The organism is Mycobacterium sp. NGS45 (assembly GCF_059812645.1).
The window spans coordinates 1-22879 of record NZ_JCALDB010000023.1 but is presented as its reverse complement, the minus strand read 5'-3'; the positions used below and the strand labels follow the sequence as shown (position 1 = coordinate 22879).

Sequence of the window (22879 nt, the reverse complement as noted above, 5' to 3'; positions counted from 1 at the left end):
CCGCGTGGCGCAGGATCAGCAAATGGCCCAACTTTCCGAGCAGGCGCTGACCGACACGGTCGGTGCTGCGCTGCGCGCATTCGACGCTGCGGCCACCCTGGAAGACCTGGCGCGGGCCAAGACCGAGCACCTGGGTGACCGGGCGCCGTTGGCGCTGGCCCGGCAAGCCCTGGCCACGCTGCCCAAGACCGACCGCGCCGATGCCGGCAAGCGGGTCAATCAGGCCCGCGGCCAGGCCCAGCGTGGCTATGACGAGCGGCTGGCGGTGCTGCGCGCCGAACGCGACGCCGCGGTGCTGGTCGCCGAGCGCATCGACGTCACGCTGCCGTCGACCCGCCGCCCGATCGGCGCCCGGCACCCGATCACGATCCTCGGGGATCACATCGCCGACACCTTCGTCGCGATGGGCTGGGAGTTGGCCGACGGTCCCGAGGTGGAGACCGAGCAGTTCAACTTCGATGCGCTGAACTTCCCGCCGGACCACCCGGCCCGCAGCGAGTCAGACACCTTCCATGTCGCCCCGGAAGGCTCGCGGCAACTGCTGCGCACCCACACCTCGCCGGTGCAGGTGCGCACTCTGCTGAACCGTGAACTGCCGGTCTACATCATCTCGATCGGCCGCACCTTCCGCACCGACGAACTCGACGCCACCCACACGCCGGTGTTCCACCAGGTGGAGGGGCTGGCGGTGGACCGCGGGCTGACCATGGCGCACCTCAAGGGCACCCTGGATGCGTTCGCGCGGGCGCTGTTCGGCCCGGAGGGCCGCACCCGCGTGCGGCCGCACTTCTTCCCGTTCACCGAGCCCTCGGCCGAGGTCGACGTGTGGTTCGCCGACAAGAAGGGTGGCGCCGGCTGGGTGGAGTGGGGCGGTTGCGGCATGGTGGACCCGAATGTGTTGCGGGCGGCCGGAATCGACGCGGAGGAGTACTCCGGGTTCGCGTTCGGTATGGGCCTGGAACGCACCCTGCAATTCCGCAACGGCATCCCGGACATGCGCGACATGGTCGAAGGTGACGTGCGGTTCTCGCTGCCGTTCGGAGTGGGTATCTGATGCGACTTCCCTACAGCTGGCTGCGCGAAGTGGTGCAGGCCGCCAATCCGGGCTGGGACGTCTCGCCCGAAGAACTCGAAGCCGCGCTGATCCGGGTCGGCCACGAGGTCGAGGACGTCATCGCGGTGGGCCCGGTGACCGGGCCGCTGACCATGGCCCGGGTGCTCGAGATCGAGGAGCTCACCGAGTTCAAGAAGCCGATCCGGGCCTGCAAGGTGGACGTGGGGGAGCCCGAACCTCGCGACATCATCTGCGGTGCAACCAATTTCGCTGTCGGGGACCTGGTGGTGGCGGCACTGCCGGGCACCATCCTGCCGGGCGACTTCAAGATCGCCGCGCGTAAGACCTACGGCCGGACCTCGGACGGCATGATCTGCTCGGCCGCCGAACTCGGGTTGGGCACAGACCATTCCGGCATCCTGGTGTTCCCCGCCGGCACCGCCGAGCCCGGCGACTCCGGTATCGAGGTGCTCGGCCTCGACGACGTGGTCTTCGACCTGGCGATCACCCCGGACCGGGGCTACGGCCTCTCGGTGCGCGGCGTCGCGCGCGAGATCGCCTGCGCCTTCGACCTGGAGTACGCCGACCCGGCCGACGTGCCGCCGCTGCCGGCGACCGGCGAGGCCTGGCCGTTGACCGTGCAACCGGGCACCGGGGTGCAGCGCTTCGCGTTGCGCGCGGTGACCGGCATCGACCAGCACGCCAGCTCACCGTGGTGGCTGCGGCGGCGGTTGCTGCTGTGCGGCATCCGGCCGATCTCCCCGGCCGTCGACGCCACCAACTACGTGATGCTCGAACTCGGCCACCCGATGCACGCCCACGACCGGGCCCGCATCCAGGGCGGCTTCGCGGTGCGGTTCGCCAACCCCGGGGAAACCGTGGTCACGCTCGACGACGTCGAACGCAGCCTGGATCCCGGTGACGTGCTGATCGTCGATGACGCCGGGACCGCCGCGATCGCCGGCGTGATGGGCGCGGGCAACACCGAGATCAACGACGATTCCACCGATGTGCTGCTCGAGGCGGCGGTGTGGGATCCGGCCACGGTGTCGCGCACCCAGCGTCGGCTGCACCTGGTCAGCGAGGCCAGTCGGCGCTACGAGCGGGCCGTGGACCCCGCCGTCTCGGTGGCCGCGGTGGATCGCTGCGCGCGGCTGCTGGCCGAGATCGCCGGCGGCGAGGTGCAGCCCACGCTGACCGACTGGCGCGGGGATCCGCCGGCGGCCGGCTGGAACCCGCCGGCGGTGCGGATGCCCGTCGACCTGCCCGACCGGATCGCCGGAGTGCGCTACCCCGACGGGGCCGCGGTGCGCCGGCTGACCCAGATCGGCGCCGAGGTGCACACCGATCCGGACGACCCGAACGTCCTGGTGGTCACGCCGCCGAGCTGGCGTCCCGATCTGGTGCGCGCAGCCGACCTGGTGGAGGAGGTGCTGCGGCTGGAGGGCCTGGACGCGGTGCCCTCGGTGCTGCCCGCCGCGCCGGCCGGCCGCGGCCTGAGCCCGACCCAGCAGCGTCGCCGCGCGGTCGGCAAGGCGTTGGCGCTGACCGGTTTCGTCGAGGTGCTGCCCACCCCGTTCCTGCCGGCCGGTGTGTTCGACGTCTGGGGTCTGCCCGCCGACGATCCGCGGCGAGCCACCACGACCGTGCTCAACCCGCTCGAATCCGACCGTCCGCACCTGGCCACCACCCTGCTGCCGGGACTGCTGGAAGCGTTGAGCCGCAACGTGTCCCGCGGCACCGTCGATGTCGCGCTGTTCGGCATCGCGCAGGTGGTACTGCCCACCGAGCAGACCCGCGCGGTCGAGTTGATCCCGACCGACCGCAGGCCCACCGAGGCGGAGATGGCACTGCTGGACGAGTCGCTGCCGGTGCAACCGCAGCACGTGGCTGCGGTGCTGGCCGGTCTGCGCGAACCACGCGGTCCGTGGGGGCCGGGCCGCCCGGCCGAGGCCGCCGACGCGTTCGAGGCCGTGCGCACCATCGCGCGCGCCACCAGGGTGGACGTCGAGCTGCGCGCGGCCGCGCAACTGCCCTGGCATCCGGGCCGCTGCGCCGAGGTGTTCGTCACCGGACCCGACGGTGCGCGCTCGGTCGGCTTTGCCGGGCAACTGCACCCGGCCGTGCTGGAGCGCGCCGGGCTGCCCAAGGGCACCTGCGCGGTGGAGCTGAACCTGGACGCCATCCCGATCGTCGAGCGGCTGCCGGCGCCCCGGGTGGCGCCGTTCCCGGCGGTGTTCCAGGACGTCAGCCTGGTGGTCGACGCTGACGTGCCCGCCCAGGATGTGATCGACGCCGTCGTCGCGGGCGCCGGTGAGCTGCTCGAAGACGTCGCATTGTTCGACGTCTACACCGGCCCGCAGGTCGGCGAGGGCCACAAATCGCTGACCCTGGCGCTGCGGTTCCGGGCCGCTGACCGGACCCTGACCGAGGACGACGCCAGCGTCGCGCGGGAGGCCGCGGTGGCGGCCGCGGGCGAGCGGGTCGGCGCCGTGCTGCGGCACTGACCCACATTGGACTAATGGGTTTGCGTGCCCATGCATAAAAATGCAAGGATCGAGGCATGGCAACTGCGGTGACGAAAGTGGCGCTGGCCGGCGCGAGCGGCTACGCCGGCGGTGAGATCCTGCGGCTACTGCTCGGACATCCGGGCTACGCCGACGGCCGATTGAGCATCGGCGCACTGACCGCGGCCAGCAGTGCGGGTACCGCGCTGGGCGAGCACCACCCGCACCTGCTGCCGCTGGCCCAGCGGGTCCTGGAACCCACCAGCATCGACACGCTGCGCGGCCACGACGTGGTGTTCCTGGCGCTGCCGCACGGACACTCGGCCGAGATCGCCGAGCAGCTCGGCCCCGATGTGCTGGTGATCGACTGTGGCGCAGATTTCCGGCTCTCCGATCCGCAGGCCTGGCAGCGGTTCTACGGCTCGCCGCACGCCGGCACCTGGCCCTACGGCCTGCCCGAACTGCCAGGCGGGCGGGACGCGCTGCGCGGCAGCAAGCGGGTCGCGGTGCCGGGTTGCTACCCGACCGCGGCGGTGCTGGCGCTGTTCCCGGCGCTGGCCGCCGACCTGATCGAGCCGGCCGTCACGGTGGTCGCGGTCAGCGGCACCTCCGGTGCCGGCCGGGCCGCCAAGGTCGACCTGCTGGGCTCGGAGGTGATCGGCTCGGCGCGCGCCTACAACATCGGCGGCGCGCACCGGCACACCCCGGAAATCGTGCAGGGGCTGCGCGCCGTGACCAACAGCGAGGTGACGGTGTCGTTCACGCCGGTGTTGATCCCGACCGCACGCGGCATCCTGGCCACCTGCACCGCGCACACCGACGCCTCCGTCGACGAGATCCGCGCCGCCTATGAAAAGGCTTACGACGCTGAACCGTTCGTGTACCTGCTGCCCGACGGGCAGCTGCCCCGCACCGGTTCGGTGATCGGCAGCAACGCCGCCCAGCTGGCGGTCGCGGTGGACACCGATGCGCGCACCCTGGTCGCGGTCTGCGCGATCGACAACCTGGCCAAGGGCACCGGCGGAGCCGCCGTGCAGTCGATGAACCTGGCGCTGGGCTGGCCGGAGACCGAGGGACTTTCGATCGTGGGAGTGGCACCGTGACGACCACACCGAACACCAAACTGATTCGCACCCAAGGCGTTACCGCGGCCGCCGGGTTCCGGGCGGCCGGGATCGCGGCCGGGATCAAGGCCTCCGGGGCGCCGGATCTGGCGCTGGTGTTCAACGAGGGCCCGGACTACGCCGCGGCAGGGGTGTTCACCCGCAACCAGATCAAGGCCGCGCCGGTGCTGTGGAGTCAGCAGGTGCTGTCCAATGGCCGGTTGCGCGCGGTGATCCTGAACTCCGGCGGCGCCAACGCGTGCACCGGGCCGCTGGGCTTCCAGGACACCCACGCCACCGCCGAGGCGCTGGCCGCCGCGCTCAGCGACTGGGGCACCGAGACCGGCCCGATCGAGGTCGCGGTGTGCTCCACCGGACTGATCGGGGACCGGCTGCCGATGGACAAGGTGACGGCCGGCGTGGTCGAGATCGTGCACGAGATGGCCGGCGGGCTGTCCGGCGGCGAGGAAGCCGCCCGGGCCATCATGACCACCGACACCGTGCCGAAACAGGTTGCGCTGCACCATGAGATCGGCGCCGGCGAGAACTGGGTGCTGGGCGGGATGGCCAAGGGCGCCGGGATGCTGGCGCCGTCGCTGGCCACCATGCTGGTGGTGCTCACCACCGACGCCGTCGCCGACGCGGCCGCGCTGGACACCGCGCTGCGCCGCGCCACCGCGCTGACCTTCGACCGGCTCGACATCGACGGCAGTTGCTCGACCAACGACACCGTGCTGCTGCTGGCCTCCGGTGCCAGCGAGATCAAGCCCAGCCAGGCCGATCTGGACGCTGCGGTGCTGCGGGTCTGCGATGACCTGTGCGCGCAACTGCAGGCCGACGCCGAGGGCGTCAGCAAACGGATCACGATCACCGTGGTCGGCGCGGTCAGCGAGGACGAGGCCCTGGTTGCGGCCCGTGCCGTGGCCCGCGACAGCCTGGTCAAGACCGCGCTGTTCGGTTCCGACCCGAACTGGGGCCGGGTGCTGGCCGCGGTCGGCATCGCCCCGGTGACGTTGGATCCGCAGCGGATCAGTGTGTCGTTCAACGGATCACCGGTCTGCATCGACGGCGCCGGCGCGCCCGGGGCGCGCGAAGTCGACCTGTCCGGAGCCGACATCGACGTCGTCATCGACCTGGCGTCCGGAACCGGGCAAGCCAGCGTGCGGACCACCGACCTGTCGCACGCCTACGTCGAAGAGAACTCGGCCTACAGCTCATGAGCACACTCACACCCACCACCACGAAGGCCGCGATCCTGGCCGAGGCGTTGCCCTGGCTCAAACAACTGCACGGCCAGATCGTCGTGGTCAAGTACGGCGGCAACGCCATGACCGACGACACCCTCAAGGCCGCGTTCGCCGACGACATGGTGTTCCTGCGCAACTGCGGCATCAAGCCGGTGGTGGTGCACGGCGGCGGACCGCAGATCAGCTCGATGCTGAACCGACTCGGCATCGAAGGTGACTTCAAGGGCGGATTCCGGGTCACCACACCGGAAGTGCTCGACGTGGTCCGGATGGTGCTGTTCGGTCAGGTGGGCCGGGAACTGGTCAACCTGATCAACGCGCACGGCCCGTACGCGGTCGGCATCACCGGCGAGGACGCGCACCTGTTCACCGCGGTGCGGCGCAGCGTCACCGTCGAGGGCGTGCCCACCGACATCGGTCTGGTCGGCGACGTGGAGAAGGTGAACACCGCCGCGGTGCGGGATCTGATCGCCGCCGGGCGCATCCCGGTGGTGTCCACCATCGCGCCGGACGCCGACGGTGTGGTGCACAACATCAACGCCGACACCGCCGCGGCTGCGCTGGCCGAAGCGCTCGGCGCCGAGAAGCTGCTGATGCTCACCGACGTCGAGGGCCTCTACACCGACTGGCCCAACCGGGAATCGCTGGTCACCGAAATTGACACTGCCGCACTGACACAGCTGCTGCCGACCCTGGAGTCCGGCATGGTGCCCAAGATCGAGGCCTGCCTGCGCGCGGTGGCCGGCGGAGTGGGCAGCGCACACGTCATCGACGGCCGCGTCGAACACTGCGTGCTGGTCGAGTTGTTCAGTGACGAAGGGACCGGGACCAAAGTGGTCAACCAGGTACAGCCCGAGGAGCAGTCATGACGGCCACCGAGGCACTGCAGCAGCGCTGGTCGGCGGTGATGATGGACAACTACGGCACCCCGCCGGTGGCCCTGGTCAGCGGCGACGGTGCGGTGGTCACCGACGCCGACGGCAAGTCCTACCTGGACCTGCTCGGCGGCATCGCGGTGAACCTGCTCGGACACCGGCACCCGGCCGTCATCGAAGCCGTCACCACCCAGCTCAACACCCTCGGCCACGTGTCGAACCTGTACGCCACCGAGCCCGGCATCGCGCTGGCCGAGGCGCTGGTAGCGCAACTGGGCGCCGAAGCCGGTGCCCGGGTGTTCTTCTGCAACTCCGGCACCGAGGCCAACGAGGTGGCGTTCAAGATCACCCGGCTCACCGGCCGCACCAAACTGGTTGCCGCCCAAGGCGCCTTCCACGGCCGCACGATGGGCTCGCTGGCGCTGACCGGCCAGCCCAGCAAGCAGGCGCCGTTCGCGCCGCTGCCCGGCGACGTCACGCACGTGCCCTACGGCGATGTCGACGCGCTGGCCGCCGCGGTGGACGACCAGACCGCGGCGGTGTTCCTGGAACCGATCATGGGGGAGGGCGGCGTCGTGGTGCCGCCGGCCGGCTACCTGGCCGCCGCCCGCGAGATCACCGCCGGACACGGCACGCTGCTGGTGCTCGACGAGGTGCAGACCGGCGTGGGCCGCACCGGCACCTTCTATGCGCATCAGCACGACGGCATCACCCCCGACGTGGTGACCCTGGCCAAGGGGCTGGGCGGCGGGCTGCCGATCGGAGCCTGCATCGGGGTCGGCAAGGCAGCCGACCTGATGACCCCGGGCCTGCACGGCAGCACCTTCGGCGGCAACCCGGTGTGCACCGCGGCCGCCCTGGCGGTGCTGCGCACGCTGGCCGACGAAGACCTGGTGGCCCGCACCGCGGCGCTGGGCAAGACGCTGAGCCACGGCATCGAGCAACTCGGCCACCCGCTGGTCGATCGGGTCCGCGGCCGCGGGCTGCTGCAGGGTGTGGTGCTCACCGAGGAGAAGGCCAAGGCCGTCGAAACCGCGGCGCGCAGCGCCGGTTTCCTGGTCAACGCCGCGGCCGCCGACGTGGTGCGGTTGGCCCCGCCACTGATCATCACCGAGGCGCAGGTCGAGGAGTTCCTCACCGCCCTGCCCGGTGTGCTCGACACCGCCAAGGAGGCCACCGCGTGACCATCCGCCATTTCCTGCGCGACGACGACCTCAGCCCGGCCGAGCAGGCCGAGGTGCTGGCGCTGGCCGCCGAACTCAAGGCCGCGCCGTTCAGCCGGCGTCCGCTCGACGGCCCGCGCGGCGTCGCGGTGATCTTCGACAAGAACTCGACCCGCACCCGGTTCTCGTTCGAGATGGGCGTCGCCCAACTCGGTGGGCACGCCGTCGTGGTGGACGGCCGCAGCACCCAGCTGGGCCGCGACGAAACCCTGGAGGACACCGGAAAGGTGTTGTCCCGCTACGTCGACGCCATCGTGTGGCGCACCTTCGGCCAGGACCGGCTGACCGCGATGGCGGCCGGGGCCACGGTGCCGATCGTCAACGCGCTCTCCGACGAGTTCCACCCCTGTCAGGTGCTCGCCGACCTGCAGACGCTGGCCGAGCGCAAACCCAAACTCGCCGGGCTGAAACTGACCTACTTCGGTGACGGCGCCAACAACATGGCGCTCTCGCTGATGCTGGGCGGGGTGACCGCCGGGATCGACGTCACGATCGCCGCCCCGGAAGGGTTCACCCCCGACCCGGACGTGGTCGCGGCGGCGCAGCGCCGCGGCGCCGAAACCGGTGCGGTGGTGCGCCTGACCACCGACCCCGCCGACGGGGCCGACGGCGCCGACGTCGTCGTCACCGACACCTGGACCTCGATGGGGCAGGAGGACGACGGACTGGACCGGGTGGGCCCGTTCCGGCCGTTCCAGGTCAACGCCGACCTGCTGAGTCGCGCGGCCGCCGACGCCGTCGTGCTGCACTGCCTGCCCGCGCACCGCGGCGACGAGATCACCGACGAGGTGATCGATGGCCCGCACAGCGCGGTGTTCGACGAAGCTGAGAATCGTCTGCATGCCCAAAAGGCCCTGCTGGTTTGGCTTTTGGAGCAACGACGGTGAGCCGCGCGGCCAAAGCCGCCCCCGAGGTGGCAGCGACCAGAGCCGGCCGGCAGGCCCGGATCGTGGCGCTGCTGTCCGCGCAGTCGGTGCACAGCCAGGCCGAGTTGGCCGTCTTGCTGGCCGCCGAAGGCATCGAGGTCACCCAGGCCACGCTGTCGCGTGACCTCGAGGAGCTGGGCGCGGTCAAACTGCGCGGTGCCGACGGCGGCGGCGGCGCCTATGTGGTGCCCGAGGACGGCAGCCCGGTGCGTGGCGTGACCGGCGGCACCGAGCGGCTGACCCGGCTGCTGGGCGATCTGCTGGTGTCCACCGACGCCAGTGCCAACCTCGCGGTGCTGCGCACCCCGCCCGGTGCGGCACACTATCTGGCCAGTGCCATCGACCGGGCCGCGTTGCCGTACGTGGTGGGGACGGTGGCCGGCGACGACACCATCATGGTGGTGGCGCGCGAACCCATGACCGGGGCTGAACTGGCCAAGACGTTCGAAGAACTGCAGTAGCCCCGCGAGAACTCGACAGAACAACTAGCTTTCAGCACGACCAAGTAGAAGGAGATCGGTTCATGTCCGAACGCGTCATCCTGGCGTATTCCGGTGGCCTGGACACCTCAGTGGCGATCAGTTGGATCGGCAAGGAAACCGGGCGCGAGGTGGTGGCCGTCGCCATCGACCTGGGCCAGGGTGGCGAGGACATGGGGGCGGTCCGGCAGCGCGCGCTGGACTGCGGCGCCGTGGAAGCCGTGGTGGTCGACGCCCGCGACGAGTTCGCCGAGGAATACTGCCTGCCCACCATCCAGTCCAATGCGCTCTACATGGACCGCTACCCGCTGGTGTCGGCGATCAGCCGGCCGCTGATCGTCAAGCATCTGGTGGCCGCGGCCCGTGAGCACGGCGGCGGGATCGTCGCACACGGCTGCACCGGCAAGGGCAACGATCAGGTGCGCTTCGAGGTGGGCTTCGGCTCGCTGGCGCCCGACCTCGAGGTGATCGCCCCGGTCCGCGACTACGCCTGGACCCGGGAAAAGGCGATCGCATTCGCCGAGGAGAACGCGATCCCGATCAACGTCACCAAGCGCTCACCGTTCTCGATCGACCAGAACGTGTGGGGCCGCGCCGTGGAGACCGGGTTCCTCGAGCATCTGTGGAATGCGCCCACCAAGGACGTCTACGACTACACCCAGGACCCGACGATCAACTGGAACACCCCCGACGAGGTGATCATCGGCTTCGAGAAGGGTGTGCCGGTGTCCATCGACGGCCGCCCTGTCACGGTGCTGGAGGCCATCGTCGAACTCAACCGGCGCGCCGGTGAGCAGGGCGTGGGTCGGCTCGACGTGGTCGAGGACCGGTTGGTCGGGATCAAGAGCCGGGAGATCTACGAGGCCCCGGGCGCGATGGTGCTGATCACCGCGCATACCGAACTCGAGCACGTCACGCTGGAACGCGAGTTGGGCCGGTTCAAGCGGCACACCGACCAGAAGTGGGGCGAACTGGTCTACGACGGGCTGTGGTTCTCGCCGCTGAAGTCCGCACTGGAAGCATTCGTCGGGCACACCCAGGAGCACGTGTCCGGTGAGGTCCGGTTGGTGCTGCACGGCGGGCACATCGCCGTCAACGGTCGGCGCAGCAGCGAGTCGCTCTACGACTTCAACCTGGCCACCTACGACGAAGGTGACACCTTCGACCAGTCCTACGCCAAGGGCTTCGTCAACATCCACGGCTTGAGCTCCAAGATCGCCGCCAAGCGGGATCTGGGCCGGTAGCGCAGTGAGCACCAACGAGGGTTCGCTGTGGGGCGGCCGGTTCGCCGACGGACCCTCGGCGGCGCTGGCCGCGCTGAGCAAGTCCACCCACTTCGACTGGGTGCTGGCGCCGTACGACATCACCGCGTCCAAGGCGCATGCCAAGGTGCTGCACCAGGCCGGTCTGCTCACCGATGAGCAGCGCGACGGCCTGTTGGCCGGCCTGGACAGCCTGGGCGCCGACGTCGCCGACGGCAGCTTCGGGCCGCTGGTCACCGACGAGGACGTGCACGGCGCGCTGGAACGCGGCCTGATCGAGCGGGTCGGTCCGGAACTCGGCGGCCGGCTGCGCGCCGGCCGGTCGCGCAACGACCAGGTGGCCACCCTGTTCCGGATGTGGCTGCGCGACGCGGTGCGCCGGGTCGCCGACGGGGTGCTGGAGGTGGTCGCGGCGCTGACCGTGCAGGCCGCCGCGCACCCGACCGCGGTCATGCCGGGCAAGACCCACCTGCAGGCCGCCCAGCCGATCCTGCTGGCGCACCACCTGCTGGCGCACGCGCACCCGCTGCTGCGCGACGTCGACCGGCTGGCCGACTTCGACGACCGCACCGCAGTCTCGCCGTACGGCTCCGGGGCGCTGGCCGGCTCGTCACTGGGCCTGGACCCAGACGCCATCGCCGCGGACCTGGGTTTCGCTTCGGCAGCCGACAATTCGGTGGACGCCACCGCCGCACGCGATTTCGCGGCCGAAGCCGCCTTCGTGTTCGCCCAGATCGGGGTCGATCTGTCCCGGCTGTCCGAGGACATCATCTTGTGGAGCAGCACCGAGTTCGGTTATGTGACGCTGCACGACGCGTGGTCGACCGGAAGTTCGATCATGCCGCAGAAGAAGAACCCGGACATCGCCGAGCTGGCGCGCGGCAAGTCCGGCCGGTTGATCGGCAACCTGACCGGCCTGCTGGCCACGCTCAAAGCGCAGCCGCTGGCCTACAACCGGGACCTGCAGGAGGACAAGGAGCCGGTATTCGATTCGGTGGCCCAACTCGAGCTGCTGCTGCCGGCGATGGCCGGGCTGGTCGGCACCTTGAGCTTCGACACCGAACGGATGGCCGCGCTGGCCCCGGCCGGTTACACACTGGCCACCGACATCGCCGAATGGATGGTGCGCCAAGGCATTCCGTTCCGAATCGCGCACGAAGCCGCCGGCGAAGCGGTCCGGGTGGCCGAAGGCCGCGGGGTCGGGCTCGATGAACTCACCGACGACGAACTGGCCACGATCAACCCCGCGCTGACCCCCGAGGTGCGCGCGGTGCTGACCGTGCAGGGCTCGGTGGACGCCCGCAACGCGCGCGGCGGCACCGCGCCGGTGCAGGTCGCGGCCCAACTCGGGGTGGTGCACGACGCCATCGAGCGGCTGCGGGCACGGCTGCAGCGCTGATCTGAGGTGGATGCCGAGGAGATCGAGCAGCGCGCCGAGCTGCTGATCGGGCTGGGCCGCTACGCCCAGGCCGCCGAACTGCTCGACCGCGGGCTGAGCACCGAACCGGAGCATTTCGACCTGCTGAGCCTGCGGGCCTGGGTCGCGCTGCAACTAGACGACTTCGCCGCCGCGCAACAGGCCGCGTCGTCGGCCGTCGCGGTGCAGCCGGGGGTGGGCGGAAACGCCTACACCGTGCTGGCCGCCGTGCACCTGGTGCACGGGCGCACCGAGGAGGCGTTGGCGGTGGCGCGCACCGGCGCCGAACTCGACCCGGATGCGGCCACCGCGCACATGCTGTTGGCGATCTGCCTGTCCCGGAACACCTCTCGGCGCGGTGTCACGCAGCAGGCGTTCGCCGCGGTGGACCGGGCGCTGGCCCTGGCCCCGCATGACGCCGACATGCACCACCAGGCCGCCCAGGTGGCCCAAGACCTCGGTGATCAGACCGCCGCCCGCAAGTTCGTCGACGCCGGTCTGGCCATCGACCCCGGTCATGTCGAGCTGCAGACCATGAAGGCGCTCGAGGCGACCTACACCGGTGACCGGGCTGCCGCGTTGACCCGCATCCTGGCCGCCAACCCGACCCGCGGCACCGCCCGGCACGCCCTGGCCGAGGTGGTGTTCGGCACCATCGCGCGTTTGGCCAGCGGGGTCTGGATCTTTGCGCTGGCCGTGATCCTGGCCTCGGCGTGGATCTCGCCGGGTGTGCTGCGGTATCTGGCGCCGCTGCTGATGGTGCCGCTGATCGTGCACTGGATGCAGCTGTTCGGCCGGCTGCGCAAACGGCTGCCGTCCAACTATCTGTCGAAACGGTTGTGGCGCAACCCTGCTGCTGCATCCGGGGTGCTGCTGGCCGGGGCGGCTGCCGTGCTGGCCAACTTCGCGCCGGTGTGGTTCGTGATCGGGTTCAACCCGCAGACCGTGCGGCTGGGCTATCAGACGCTGATCTTCGCGTGCCTGCTGGCCGGGCTGGCGCATCTGCTGGTGACGCTGGGCCGGGTGCGTCGCGGCGGCGACGTGGACGCGGTGACCCACCTGGAGGACCGGACCGGCAACTTCCTGCTGTGGATGGTCGGGCTGGGTGTGCCGATCGGGTTGGGTTGGGCGCTGGTGAGCTTCGCGCGCCAACCCGGCGCCCTGTGGTTCGCGCTGATGCTGGTGCCGATCGTGGCGGCCGTGCTGTCCGCGGAGGTCACGCTGATCGCGATCCTGCGGCTGCGGGTGTCGTGGTGGTACCGGCTGGTGCGGGTGGTGTTCGCGACGGTGTTCATCGCCGGCTGCGGGTGGCTGCTGATCTGGTGCGGTCAGCACAGCCTGGCCGCCGAGTTCAAGTACCGGGAGGGTCCGCTGTCACCGGGCCGGATCGAGATCCCGACCGTCACGCCGCTGCCACCATTCGAGCTGCCCGAGTTGCCGTCGGTGCCGCCGCGCTAGCGTGGGGGGATGGCCGAACGCATCGAGTTCAGCTCCGGCGGCGTGGCCGGTGTGGGCCAGCTGTACCGCGCGGCCGGTGATACCGCTCGGCCCGCAGTACTGCTGTGCCACGGATTCGGTGGCACCCAGGACACCCCGGCGATGCGGGCCACCGCCGAGGACTTCGCCGCGGCCGGTTTGCACGCGATCACCTTCGACTACCGCAGCTTCGGTGAAAGCGGCGGTGAGCCAAGGCAAGTGGTCGCCATCGAAGGGCAACTCGACGACATCGCCGCGGCGCTGGCCCGGGTCCGCCGAATCGACGGAGTGCTCGGCCACCGGGTGGCGCTGTGGGGCACGTCGCTGGGCGGTGGGCACGTGGTCAGCGCGGGGGCCCGCGATTCGCGGGTGGCCGCGGTGGTGGCGCAGGTGCCGTTCAACGGCTTCCCGCGCAAGGTCGAGGGCCGCTCAACGGCGACCACGCTGCGGTTGCTGGCGATCATGGTGCAGGACTGGCTGCGCGGCAAGGCCGGCCGCGCCCCGCGCTATCTGCCGGCCGTCGGTGCCACCGGCGAGCTGGCGGTGATGACCGGACCGCAGGCCGAGCAGGCGATCGCCGGGATGGCCAGCGCCACCTGGCGCAACCAGGTGGCCCCGCGCGGGCTGCTGGAGATGATGCGTTACCGGCCAGGTAAATTCGCGCCGAAGCTGCGCTGCCCGCTGCTGGTCTGCGTGGCCGACCACGACGCCGAAACCCCACCCGAGCTGGCCGTCGGGCTGGCCGAGGGGGCACCGCAGGCCACCGTGCTGCGCTACCCGGTCGCGCACTTCGACTTCTACCGCGAGGACGTGCGCCGCCGGGTTTGCGCGGACCAGATCACCTTCCTGCAGCGGGTGCTGACCGGCGGCTGATCACTCCAGCTTCTCGGACAGCTCCAGCCAGCGTGCCTCCCGCTCGGCCACCTCGTCTTCGAGCGCCCGCAACTCGGCGGTCAAGGTCGCCAGACCGACGTGATCGGACTGATCGTGGGCGGCCATCTCGTCGTGTTTGGCCGAGATCCGGGCCGCCAGCTTGGCCAACGCCCGGTCAATCGAGGTGATCTCCTTCTCGACGGCCCGCTGCTCGGCCCCGGTCAAGCCGGACCCGGCCTGGGGCGCGGCGGCCTGGCTGGACGCCGCCCGGTTCGGCGGGGGACGTCGGGCGGACAGCTTCAGGTACTCGTCGATGCCGCCGGGCAGGTGGCGCAGCCGTCCGTCCAGGATGGCGTACTGCTGGTCGGTGACCCGTTCCAGCAGGTAGCGGTCGTGCGAGACCACGATCAAGGTGCCCGGCCAGGAGTCCAGCAGGTCCTCGGTCGCGGTCAGCATGTCGGTGTCGACGTCGTTGGTCGGTTCGTCGAGCACCAGCACGTTGGGTTCTTCGAGCAGCGTCAGCATCAACTGCAACCGCCGGCGCTGACCACCGGACAAATCGGACACCCGCGATGAAAGATGTTGGCGGCCAAAGCCCAACCGCTCCAGCAGCTGGGTCGGCGTCTGCTCCCGGCCGTCCACCCGGTAGTCGGTGCGCAGCCTGCCCAGCACCTCGCGGACCAGATCGTCCTCGACGCCGGCCAGGATGCCGGCCTGCTGGTCGAGCATGGCGAGCCGCACCGTCTTGCCGCGTTTGACCCGGCCGGAGTCCGGGGTCACGGTGCCGGCGATCAAACCCAGCAGCGTGGACTTGCCGGCGCCGTTGGCGCCGACGATGCCGGTGCGCTCACCCGGCGCGATCCGCCACTCGACGTCGCGCAGCACCTGGCGTCCGTCGTAGCCGACCGACACGTCCAGCAGGTCGATCACGTCCTTGCCGAGCCGCGCAGTGGCCAGCCTGGCCAATTCGACCTGATTGCGCAGCGGCGGCACATCGGCGATCAGCGCGGTAGCCGCGTCGATGCGGAACTTGGGTTTGGAGGTGCGCGCCGGCGGGCCGCGCCGCAGCCAGGCCAGTTCCTTGCGCATCAGGTTCTGCCGTTTGGCTTCGGCGACCGCCGCGACCCGGTCGCGTTCCACCCGCTGCAACACGTAGGCGGCGTAACCACCCTCGAACGGTTCGACGATGCCGTCGTGCACCTCCCAGGTGGTGGTCGCCACCTCGTCGAGGAACCAGCGGTCGTGGGTGACCACCAACAGTCCGCCGCCGCCGCGCGACCACCGACTCTTCAGATGCTCGGCCAGCCAGGTGATGCCTTCGATGTCGAGGTGGTTGGTGGGTTCATCGAGCGTGATGACGTCCCAATCCTCGATCAGCAGCGCGGCTAACTGCACCCGGCGGCGTTGCCCGCCGGACAGGGTGCAGATCACGGTGTCGAAGCCGATGTCGGCGACCAGGCCGGCGACCACGTCGCGCACCCGCGGGTTGCCGGCCCAGACGTGTTCGGCGACGTCACCGACCAGGGCCTGCCCGACGGTGGCGTCGTCGTCGAGCACATCGGCCTGCTCGAGGGCACCCACCCGCAGGCCGCTGCGCCGGGTGACCCGACCGGAAACCGGGGTCAGCGAACCGGTGAGCATGCGCAGCAGGCTGGACTTGCCGTCGCCGTTGCGGCCCACGACCCCGATCCGGTCGCCCTCGTCGATGCCCAGCGACACCGATTCGAACACGGTCTGCGTGGGGTACTGCAGGTGCAGTTCTTCAGCGCCGAGTAGGTGTGCCATAGCGGTGCCCAACCCTAGTCGTAGGGTGCGCGCCGTTCGCGACACGCCGGGAATGGGACACGGCAGGGTGTGTCAGAATGGGCAAACCGTCGGGGCGGTAGACGCACAGGTCAATCCTTTAGGGGGAACGCGCGCGTGGAGTTCAACTTGTCGGCCATCACGTCGCCGGTGGAACGTTTGCTGGCGACGGCGCAGAACGGCCTGGAGGTGTTGCGGCTGGGCGGTCTGGAGACCGACAGCGTGCCCTCGCCGTACCAGATCGTCGACTCGGTGCCGATGTACAAGTTGCGCCGCTACTTCCCGCCGGACAGCCGCCCGGGCAAGGCACAGGTCGGACCGCCAGTGCTGATGGTGCACCCGATGATGATGTCGGCCAACATGTGGGACGTCAGCCGGGAAGCCGGCGCCGTCGGCTTCCTGCACGAGGCCGGGATCGACCCCTGGGTGATCGACTTCGGCGAACCGGACAAGGTCGAGGGCGGCATGCAGCGCACGCTGGCCGATCACGTGGTGGCGCTGAGCGCGGCGATCGACACCGTCAAGCAGGTCACCGGTGAAGACGTGCACCTGGCCGGCTATTCGCAGGGCGGCATGTGGTGCTACCAGGTCGCGGCCTACCGGAGCAGCAAGGATCTGGCCAGCATCATCGCGTTCGGCTCCCCGGTGGACACGCTGGCGGCGCTGCCGATGGGCATCCCCCCGAACCTGGGCGCGGTGGCCGCCGACTTCATGGCCGACCACGTGTTCAGCCGACTCGACATCCAGGGCTGGATGGCGCGCACCGGCTTCCAGATGATGGACCCGATCAAGACCGCCAAGGCCCGGCTGGACTTCCTGCGTCAACTGCACGACCGGGAAGCGTTGCTGCCGCGCGAGCAGCAGCGCCGGTTCCTGGACAACGACGGCTGGATCGCCTGGTCGGGGCCGGCGATCTCGGAGCTGCTCAAACAGTTCATCGCGCACAACCGGATGATGACCGGCGGTTTCGCGATCAACGGTCAGATGGTCACGCTGACCGACATCACCTGCCCGATCCTGGCGTTCATCGGCGAGGTCGACGACATCGGCCAGCCGATCTCGGTGCGCGGCATCCTGAAGGCCGCACCGAAGGCGGATGTTTACGAAACAACGCTGCGGGCCGGGCATTTCGGTTTGGTGGTCGGCTCCAAGGCCACCGAGATCACCTGGCCGACGGTGACCGACTGGGTGCTGTGGCTGGCCGGGCAGGTGCCGCAACCGGCCAACGTGCTGCCGATGGAAGAGCACGTCCCGGAAAATGTCGACAGTCACGGGGTGCCGTTCACCGCGCGCGTCGCGCACGGGGTGGGGGAGGTCTCCGAGGCCGCCCTGGAGTTGGCCCGCGGTGCCGCCGACGCGATCGGCTACGCCGGCAAGTCGGCCCGGACGCTGGCCGTGGAGACCGCGCGCACGCTGCCGCGGCTGGCCCGGCTCGGGCAGATCAACGACCACACCCGGATCTCGCTGGGCCGGATCGTGGCCGAGCAGGCGCGCAATTCACCCGACGGCGAGTTCTTGTTGTTCGACGGCCGGGTACACACCTACGAGGCGGTGGACCGGCGGATCGACAACGTGGTCCGGGGCCTGATCGAAGTGGGTATCCGCCAAGGTGACCACGTCGGGCTGCTGATGGAGACCCGCCCGTCGGCGCTGGTGGCCATCGCGGCGCTGTCCCGGCTGGGTGCGGTCGCGGTGCTGATGCCGCCGGACGGTGACCTGGCCGAGGCCGCCCGACTGGGTGGAGTCTCGGAGATCCTCACCGACCCACCCAATCTGGAAGCGGCAAGCCAACTTTCGCTGCAGGTGCTGGTGCTCGGCGGCGGCGAGAGCCGAGACCTGAACCTGGCCGAGGGCGCCGACGTCATCGACATGGAGCAGATCGACCCCGACCAGGTCGAGCTGCCCGGCTGGTACCGGCCCAACCCGGGGCTGGCCCGGGACCAGGCGTTCGTCGCGTTCAGCACGGTGCGCGGCGAGTTGGTGGCCAAGCAGATCACCAACTTCCGCTGGGCGCTGTCGGCGTTCGGTACCGCATCCACGGCCGCACTGGGGCGCAACGACACCGTGTACTGCCTGACCCCGCTGCATCACCAGTCCGGCCTGCTGGTGGCGCTGGGCGGGGCCGTGGTCGGCGGGGCCCGGATCGCGCTGTCGCGGGGGCTGCGCCCGGACCGGTTCGTGCACGAACTGCGTCAGTACGGCGTCACCGTGGTCACCTACACCTGGGCGATGCTGCGCGAGGTGATCGACGACCCGGAGTTCGAGCTGCACGGCAACCACCCGGTGCGGCTGTTCATCGGCTCCGGTATGCCGACCGGGCTGTGGCAGCGGGTCTGCGAGACCTTCGATCCGGCCCGGGTGGTGGAGTTCTTCGCCACCACCGACGGGCAGGCCGTGCTGGCCAACGTCACCGGCTCCAAGGTGGGCAGCAAGGGCCGCCCGCTGCCCGGGGGCGGGCACGTCGAGCTGGCGGCCTACAGCCCGGACAGCGATCTGATCCTCGAGGCCGACGACGGTTTCGTGCGCCGCGCCGGGGTCGACGAGGTCGGGGTGCTGCTGGCGCAGCCGCGGGGCCCGATCGACCCGACCGCCTCGGTCAAGCGCGGCGTGTTCGCCCCCGCCGACACCTGGGTGGCCGCCGAATCGCTGTTCCGGCGCGACGCCGACGGTGACTACTGGCTGGTCGGCACCCGGGTCGGGGTGATCCACGGCCCGCGCGGCGCGGTGCTGCCCGAGCAGATCACCGACGCGGTGAGCCTGATCACGGCGGTCGACCTGGCGGTCACCTACGGCGTCGACGGTCCCGACGGCGAACAGCTCGCGGTGACCGCGCTGACCCTGCGGCCCGGCGCCAGCGTCACCGCCGCCGACCTCACCGACGCGCTCGCCGAGCTGCCGGTCGGAGCCGCGCCGGATGTCATCCACGTGGTGCCGGAGCTGCCGTTGTCGGCGACCTACCGGCCCAGCGTGGGTGAGCTCACCAAGGCCGGCGTGCCCAAGGCGTCCCGGCAGTCCTGGTACTTCGATGCCGACAGCGAGACCTACAAGCGGCTGACGGCGGCGGCGCGGACGAAGCTGCTGGCGTCGCACTGAGGTCGTCCTGAGGTCGCCGTGGGGTCGCCCTGGGCCGTAACGATGCCGTGCCGGGGACCGACAGCGCTGTTAGGCTGCCCGTGACTTCGGCTGGAGGACATTGATGACGGATTTGCGCGCTGCGCTGGCGGCTGCGGCACTGGCTGCCGGTCTGCTGGGCGGCATCGGCACCGCCCACGCCGACCCGGCCGAACCGGTTGATCCGGCCACCCAGACCGCCGACGGCGCCACCGAGACCGGCCCGCTGGCCGAAGAAGACAAGCCGCAGACCGCCGAGGAAGCGCTGGCGATCATCTCTCGCGACTACGACACCGGCGCCGGTGGCGGGCAGGTGTCAAACCTGATCCGCGAGGTGCAGAAATACCGCGCCGCGGGCTACATGCCGTCGAAGGCCAATAAGGAAGCCATCGTCAAGGCGCTCGACTACCGACCGAATCAGGGTCCGTTGGTGCAGGCGCTCAAGGAGACGCTGGCCTATCAGCAGAAGAAGCAGCAGCAGATGGCCGAACCGGAGAGTCCGTTCACCATCGGGATCAACCAGTACGACCCGCAGAACCCGGGCACGCTGGGCACCTTCGGGATCAATCCCGGCGGCACGATCACGCAACCGGTCGGCTGAGTCCCGCTTGGGCTAACCTGATCCGGTGCTCGACGACAAGCTGCTGGCCATCCTTGTGTGCCCGGCCGACCGAGGCCCTTTACTGCACGTCGACGGGCTTTTGTACAACCCCAGGTTGCGCCGCGCCTACCGGATCGACGAGGGCATCCCGGTGCTGTTGATCGACGAGGCGCGCGACGTCGACGACGCCGAACATCAGCGTCTGGTGGCGGCGGCCGAACCCGGAAGGTCGTGATGGCCAGCCCCTTCGACGTATCGGTGGAGACCGCGGCCAGTGTGCACGATGTGTACGCCGCACTGGGCACCGAGCAGTACTGGCACGATCGGCTTGCCACCTACGGCGGCAGTATGACGCTGGAACTGCTCGAGGTCAGTCCGGACGGCAGTATCGCGGTCACCACCGTGCAGGACCTGCGGCGGGCCACGCTGCCGTCCGCATTCGCCGGCCTGGCGCCCGGCGAAGCCAAGGTGACCCGCGCCGAGACCTGGCAGCCACCCACGGACGGGCGGGCCACCGCCGAGCTGATCATCTCCGCCGTCGGGGTGCCGGCGTCGGGCCGGGGGACCGCCGCGCTGGAGCCGGCGCCGGGCGGCTCCCGGATGTCGCTCAAGGGCAAGCTGGAGGTCAAGATCCCGCTGCTCGGTGGGCGCATCGAGAAGTACATCGTGGGGCAGATCGCCGAGGAGATTCCCGAGGTGCAGCGCTTCACGACCGAATGGATCAGCCGGAACAGCTGACCGGGGTGCCGGGCGGGAGACGCAGTGCTGGATGCAGATTCGCTGCGGGTCGATCCACTCACGGCGGCCCGCCGGATCCTGGGCGCCACGCTGCACGGACGCGGGGTGTCGGCGCGGATCGTCGAGGTCGAAGCCTATGGCGGGGTGCCGGACGGGCCCTGGCCGGACCCGGCCGCGCACTCCTACCGCGGACCCACACCGCGCAACCAGGTGATGTTCGGTCCGGCCGGCCATCTCTACACCTATCGCAGCCACGGCATTCACGTGTGCGCCAACGTGGCATGTGGCCCGACCGGGACGGCGGCCGCGGTGCTGCTGCGGGCCGTGCAGATCCAGACCGGGTTGGCCCGGGCGCAGGCTCGGCGCGGACCGGTCACCGAGCCCGCCTTGGGCCGTGGGCCGGGGAACCTGTGCTCGGCTCTGGGTATTGCCCTGCCGGACAACGGAATCGATTTGTTCGATGCGGATTCGCCGGTTCGCCTCGAGCTGAACCCGGCAGCCGGTGCGGTCGACGGACCGCGCGTCGGGGTGAGCAAGGCCGCTGATCGGCGCTGGCGGTTCTGGCTGCCGGGTCATCCCGAAGTCTCGGCGTATCGGCGCAGCCCGCGCGCCCCGGCTGCCGGGCTCAGCGACTGAGACCGCACCCGGTGCGCGAAGATTGCAGTCATGGCCACGATCCTCGATGAGTTGCAGTGGCGCGGGCTGATCGCGCAATCAACTGACCTCGACACCCTCGCGGCAGCGGCCGCGAGCCCGCCCATGACCGTCTACGCCGGGTTCGACCCCACCGCGCCCAGCCTGCACGCCGGGCACCTGGTGCCGCTGCTGACATTGCGGCGCTTCCAACAGGCCGGGCATCGCCCGATCGTGCTGGCCGGCGGAGCCACCGGGTTGATCGGCGATCCTCGCGACGTGGGGGAGCGCACGCTGAACTCCGCCGACACTGTCGCCGAGTGGGCCGAACGCATCCGCGGACAGCTGGAGCGGTTCGTCGACTTCGACGAATCGGCGACCGGCGCCATCGTCGAGAACAACTTGACCTGGACCGCCGAGCTGTCGGCCATCGAGTTCCTGCGTGACCTGGGCAAGCACTTCTCGGTCAATGTGATGTTGGACCGGGACACCGTCCGACGCCGGCTCGAAGGCGATGGCATCTCCTACACCGAGTTCAGCTACATGCTGTTGCAGGCCAACGACTACGTGCAATTGCACCGGCGGCACGGCTGCACACTGCAGATCGGCGGCTCCGATCAGTGGGGCAACATCATCGCCGGTGTGCGGCTGGTGCGGCAGGTGGCCGGCAGTTCGGTGCACGCGCTGACGGTTCCGCTGGTGACCGCGGCCGACGGCACCAAATTCGGCAAGTCCACCGGCGGCGGCAGCTTGTGGCTGGATCCGGAGCTGACCAGTCCGTATGCCTGGTACCAGTACTTCGTCAACACCGCCGACGCCGACGTCGTGCGCTACCTGCGCTGGTTCACCTTCCTCGATCCGGACGAACTCGCCGAGCTGGAGGACGCCACGGCAAACCGGCCGCACCAGCGGGCAGCGCAACGCCGGCTGGCCCAGGAGTTGACCACGCTGGTGCACGGCGCGGCCGCCACGGCGGCCGTCGAACATGCCAGCCAAGCGCTGTTCGGCCGCGGTGAGCTGACCGATCTGGACGAACCCACGCTGGCGGCCGCGTTGCGGGAGGCAGCCAACGACGAGGTGGCCGAATTGGCACCGGGTGGGCCCGACGGCATTGTCGACCTGCTGGTGGCCTCCGGCCTGTCGGCCAGCAAAGGTGCGGCGCGCCGCACCATCGCCGAGGGCGGGGTCTCGGTCAACAACGTCCGGATCACCAGTGACGAGTGGACACCGGCCGGCTCGGACTTCCTGCACGGCCGCTGGTTGGTGCTCCGGCGGGGCAAGCGCAATGTGGCCGGAGTGCAGCGTGTGACGACTCGGCAGAGTTGATCCCGAGGGGCCGAAAAACGCGTCTACCAGCCGATTTGACTCCCTGTTTCCAACGACGTAACTTATTCCACGTCGCCGCGACACGGCCCAGCCGGAGAGCGCGACGGCCTCCCCGGGAATAACCCTGGCAACCAGGGTGTTCCTACTAGTCCGCTCATGAAGTTCGCGGCCTTTTTGGTCGCGGGGTTTGTGCGCGGCCGAGCCGGGAAGGCAAACAAGCTCGGC

The 22879-nt window shown here is 70.2% G+C and carries 19 protein-coding genes; 18 read left to right on the top strand and 1 reads right to left on the bottom strand.

Going from position 1 to position 22879, the window contains the following annotated elements; genetic code table 11:
- Positions 1-22 precede the first annotated feature (22 nt).
- From pheS to AC5Y3P_RS18695, 12 genes are all read left to right on the top strand, one after another.
- Positions 23-1054, top strand: a complete 1032-nt coding sequence (gene pheS / locus AC5Y3P_RS18750) for a phenylalanine--tRNA ligase subunit alpha (protein ID WP_500047436.1) — start codon at positions 23-25, stop codon at positions 1052-1054.
- Complete coding sequence (gene pheT / locus AC5Y3P_RS18745; protein WP_500047435.1) at positions 1054-3561, top strand: phenylalanine--tRNA ligase subunit beta; 2508 nt, start codon at positions 1054-1056, stop codon at positions 3559-3561. The genes pheS and pheT overlap by 1 nt, the downstream gene beginning before the upstream one ends.
- A gap of 56 nt (positions 3562-3617) precedes the next feature.
- Positions 3618-4664 (top strand): N-acetyl-gamma-glutamyl-phosphate reductase, encoded by a 1047-nt coding sequence (argC, locus tag AC5Y3P_RS18740; RefSeq protein ID WP_500047434.1) that lies wholly within the window; start codon positions 3618-3620, stop codon positions 4662-4664.
- Entirely contained in the window at positions 4661-5884 is a 1224-nt protein-coding gene (argJ, locus tag AC5Y3P_RS18735; protein WP_500047433.1) for a bifunctional glutamate N-acetyltransferase/amino-acid acetyltransferase ArgJ, read from the top strand. Before argC ends, argJ begins: the two co-directional genes overlap by 4 nt.
- On the top strand, positions 5881-6780 hold the full coding sequence (gene argB / locus AC5Y3P_RS18730; RefSeq protein WP_500047432.1) for an acetylglutamate kinase: 900 nt from the start codon (positions 5881-5883) through the stop codon (positions 6778-6780). Before argJ ends, argB begins: the two co-directional genes overlap by 4 nt.
- Positions 6777-7970: an acetylornithine transaminase gene (locus tag AC5Y3P_RS18725; protein WP_500047431.1), complete on the top strand. Its 1194-nt coding sequence runs from the start codon at positions 6777-6779 to the stop codon at positions 7968-7970. The genes argB and AC5Y3P_RS18725 overlap by 4 nt, the downstream gene beginning before the upstream one ends.
- A gap of 2 nt (positions 7971-7972) precedes the next feature.
- Entirely contained in the window at positions 7973-8896 is a 924-nt protein-coding gene (gene argF, locus AC5Y3P_RS18720; protein ID WP_500047486.1) for an ornithine carbamoyltransferase, read from the top strand.
- Positions 8893-9396: an arginine repressor gene (locus AC5Y3P_RS18715; protein WP_500047430.1), complete on the top strand. Its 504-nt coding sequence runs from the start codon at positions 8893-8895 to the stop codon at positions 9394-9396. The genes argF and AC5Y3P_RS18715 overlap by 4 nt, the downstream gene beginning before the upstream one ends.
- Before the next feature lie 62 nt (positions 9397-9458).
- Complete coding sequence (locus AC5Y3P_RS18710) at positions 9459-10658, top strand: argininosuccinate synthase (RefSeq protein WP_500047429.1); 1200 nt, start codon at positions 9459-9461, stop codon at positions 10656-10658.
- Positions 10659-10662: 4 nt separating this feature from the next.
- Positions 10663-12075 (top strand): argininosuccinate lyase, encoded by a 1413-nt coding sequence (gene argH / locus AC5Y3P_RS18705; protein WP_500047428.1) that lies wholly within the window; start codon positions 10663-10665, stop codon positions 12073-12075.
- Between the two features lie 6 nt (positions 12076-12081).
- Positions 12082-13551 carry a tetratricopeptide repeat protein gene (locus AC5Y3P_RS18700; protein ID WP_500047427.1) on the top strand — a complete coding sequence of 490 codons (1470 nt, stop codon included), beginning with the start codon at positions 12082-12084 and terminating at the stop codon, positions 13549-13551.
- A 9-nt stretch (positions 13552-13560) separates the two neighbouring features.
- Positions 13561-14442, top strand: coding sequence for an alpha/beta hydrolase (locus tag AC5Y3P_RS18695; RefSeq protein ID WP_500047426.1), 882 nt, complete (start codon positions 13561-13563; stop codon positions 14440-14442).
- Here the strand turns inward: AC5Y3P_RS18695 and AC5Y3P_RS18690 are convergent, their stop codons facing one another.
- Positions 14443-16227 (bottom strand): ABC-F family ATP-binding cassette domain-containing protein, encoded by a 1785-nt coding sequence (locus tag AC5Y3P_RS18690; RefSeq protein ID WP_500047425.1) that lies wholly within the window; start codon positions 16225-16227, stop codon positions 14443-14445.
- Between the two features lie 135 nt (positions 16228-16362).
- Between AC5Y3P_RS18690 and AC5Y3P_RS18685 the strand changes: the two genes are divergently transcribed.
- The 6 genes from AC5Y3P_RS18685 (at position 16363) to tyrS (ending at position 22654) form a co-directional block, all read left to right on the top strand.
- Positions 16363-19338, top strand: a complete 2976-nt coding sequence (locus AC5Y3P_RS18685) for an acyl-CoA synthetase (RefSeq protein ID WP_500047424.1) — start codon at positions 16363-16365, stop codon at positions 19336-19338.
- Between the two features lie 103 nt (positions 19339-19441).
- Positions 19442-19957 (top strand): hypothetical protein, encoded by a 516-nt coding sequence (locus AC5Y3P_RS18680; protein ID WP_500047423.1) that lies wholly within the window; start codon positions 19442-19444, stop codon positions 19955-19957.
- A gap of 25 nt (positions 19958-19982) precedes the next feature.
- Positions 19983-20192: a Trm112 family protein gene (locus AC5Y3P_RS18675; protein WP_500047422.1), complete on the top strand. Its 210-nt coding sequence runs from the start codon at positions 19983-19985 to the stop codon at positions 20190-20192.
- Complete coding sequence (locus tag AC5Y3P_RS18670; protein WP_500047421.1) at positions 20192-20695, top strand: DUF2505 domain-containing protein; 504 nt, start codon at positions 20192-20194, stop codon at positions 20693-20695. The genes AC5Y3P_RS18675 and AC5Y3P_RS18670 overlap by 1 nt, the downstream gene beginning before the upstream one ends.
- A 27-nt stretch (positions 20696-20722) precedes the next feature.
- On the top strand, positions 20723-21331 hold the full coding sequence (locus AC5Y3P_RS18665; RefSeq protein WP_500047485.1) for a DNA-3-methyladenine glycosylase: 609 nt from the start codon (positions 20723-20725) through the stop codon (positions 21329-21331).
- Between the two features lie 30 nt (positions 21332-21361).
- Positions 21362-22654, top strand: coding sequence for a tyrosine--tRNA ligase (tyrS, locus tag AC5Y3P_RS18660; protein WP_500047420.1), 1293 nt, complete (start codon positions 21362-21364; stop codon positions 22652-22654).
- The last annotated feature ends 225 nt before the right edge of the window (positions 22655-22879 follow it).

What these genes read in the sequence shown, in the direction of transcription:
- pheS (WP_500047436.1), top strand. Translation starts at nt 23, where the DNA reads ATGGCCCAACTTTCCGAGCAGGCGCTGACCGACACGGTCGGTGCTGCG.
- pheT (WP_500047435.1), top strand. Translation starts at nt 1,054, where the DNA reads ATGCGACTTCCCTACAGCTGGCTGCGCGAAGTGGTGCAGGCCGCCAAT.
- argC (WP_500047434.1), top strand. Translation starts at nt 3,618, where the DNA reads ATGGCAACTGCGGTGACGAAAGTGGCGCTGGCCGGCGCGAGCGGCTAC.
- argB (WP_500047432.1), top strand. Translation starts at nt 5,881, where the DNA reads ATGAGCACACTCACACCCACCACCACGAAGGCCGCGATCCTGGCCGAG.
- AC5Y3P_RS18725 (WP_500047431.1), top strand. Translation starts at nt 6,777, where the DNA reads ATGACGGCCACCGAGGCACTGCAGCAGCGCTGGTCGGCGGTGATGATG.
- AC5Y3P_RS18710 (WP_500047429.1), top strand. Translation starts at nt 9,459, where the DNA reads ATGTCCGAACGCGTCATCCTGGCGTATTCCGGTGGCCTGGACACCTCA.
- AC5Y3P_RS18695 (WP_500047426.1), top strand. Translation starts at nt 13,561, where the DNA reads ATGGCCGAACGCATCGAGTTCAGCTCCGGCGGCGTGGCCGGTGTGGGC.
- AC5Y3P_RS18690 (WP_500047425.1), bottom strand. Translation starts at nt 16,227, where the DNA reads ATGGCACACCTACTCGGCGCTGAAGAACTGCACCTGCAGTACCCCACG.
- AC5Y3P_RS18680 (WP_500047423.1), top strand. Translation starts at nt 19,442, where the DNA reads ATGACGGATTTGCGCGCTGCGCTGGCGGCTGCGGCACTGGCTGCCGGT.
- AC5Y3P_RS18670 (WP_500047421.1), top strand. Translation starts at nt 20,192, where the DNA reads ATGGCCAGCCCCTTCGACGTATCGGTGGAGACCGCGGCCAGTGTGCAC.
- tyrS (WP_500047420.1), top strand. Translation starts at nt 21,362, where the DNA reads ATGGCCACGATCCTCGATGAGTTGCAGTGGCGCGGGCTGATCGCGCAA.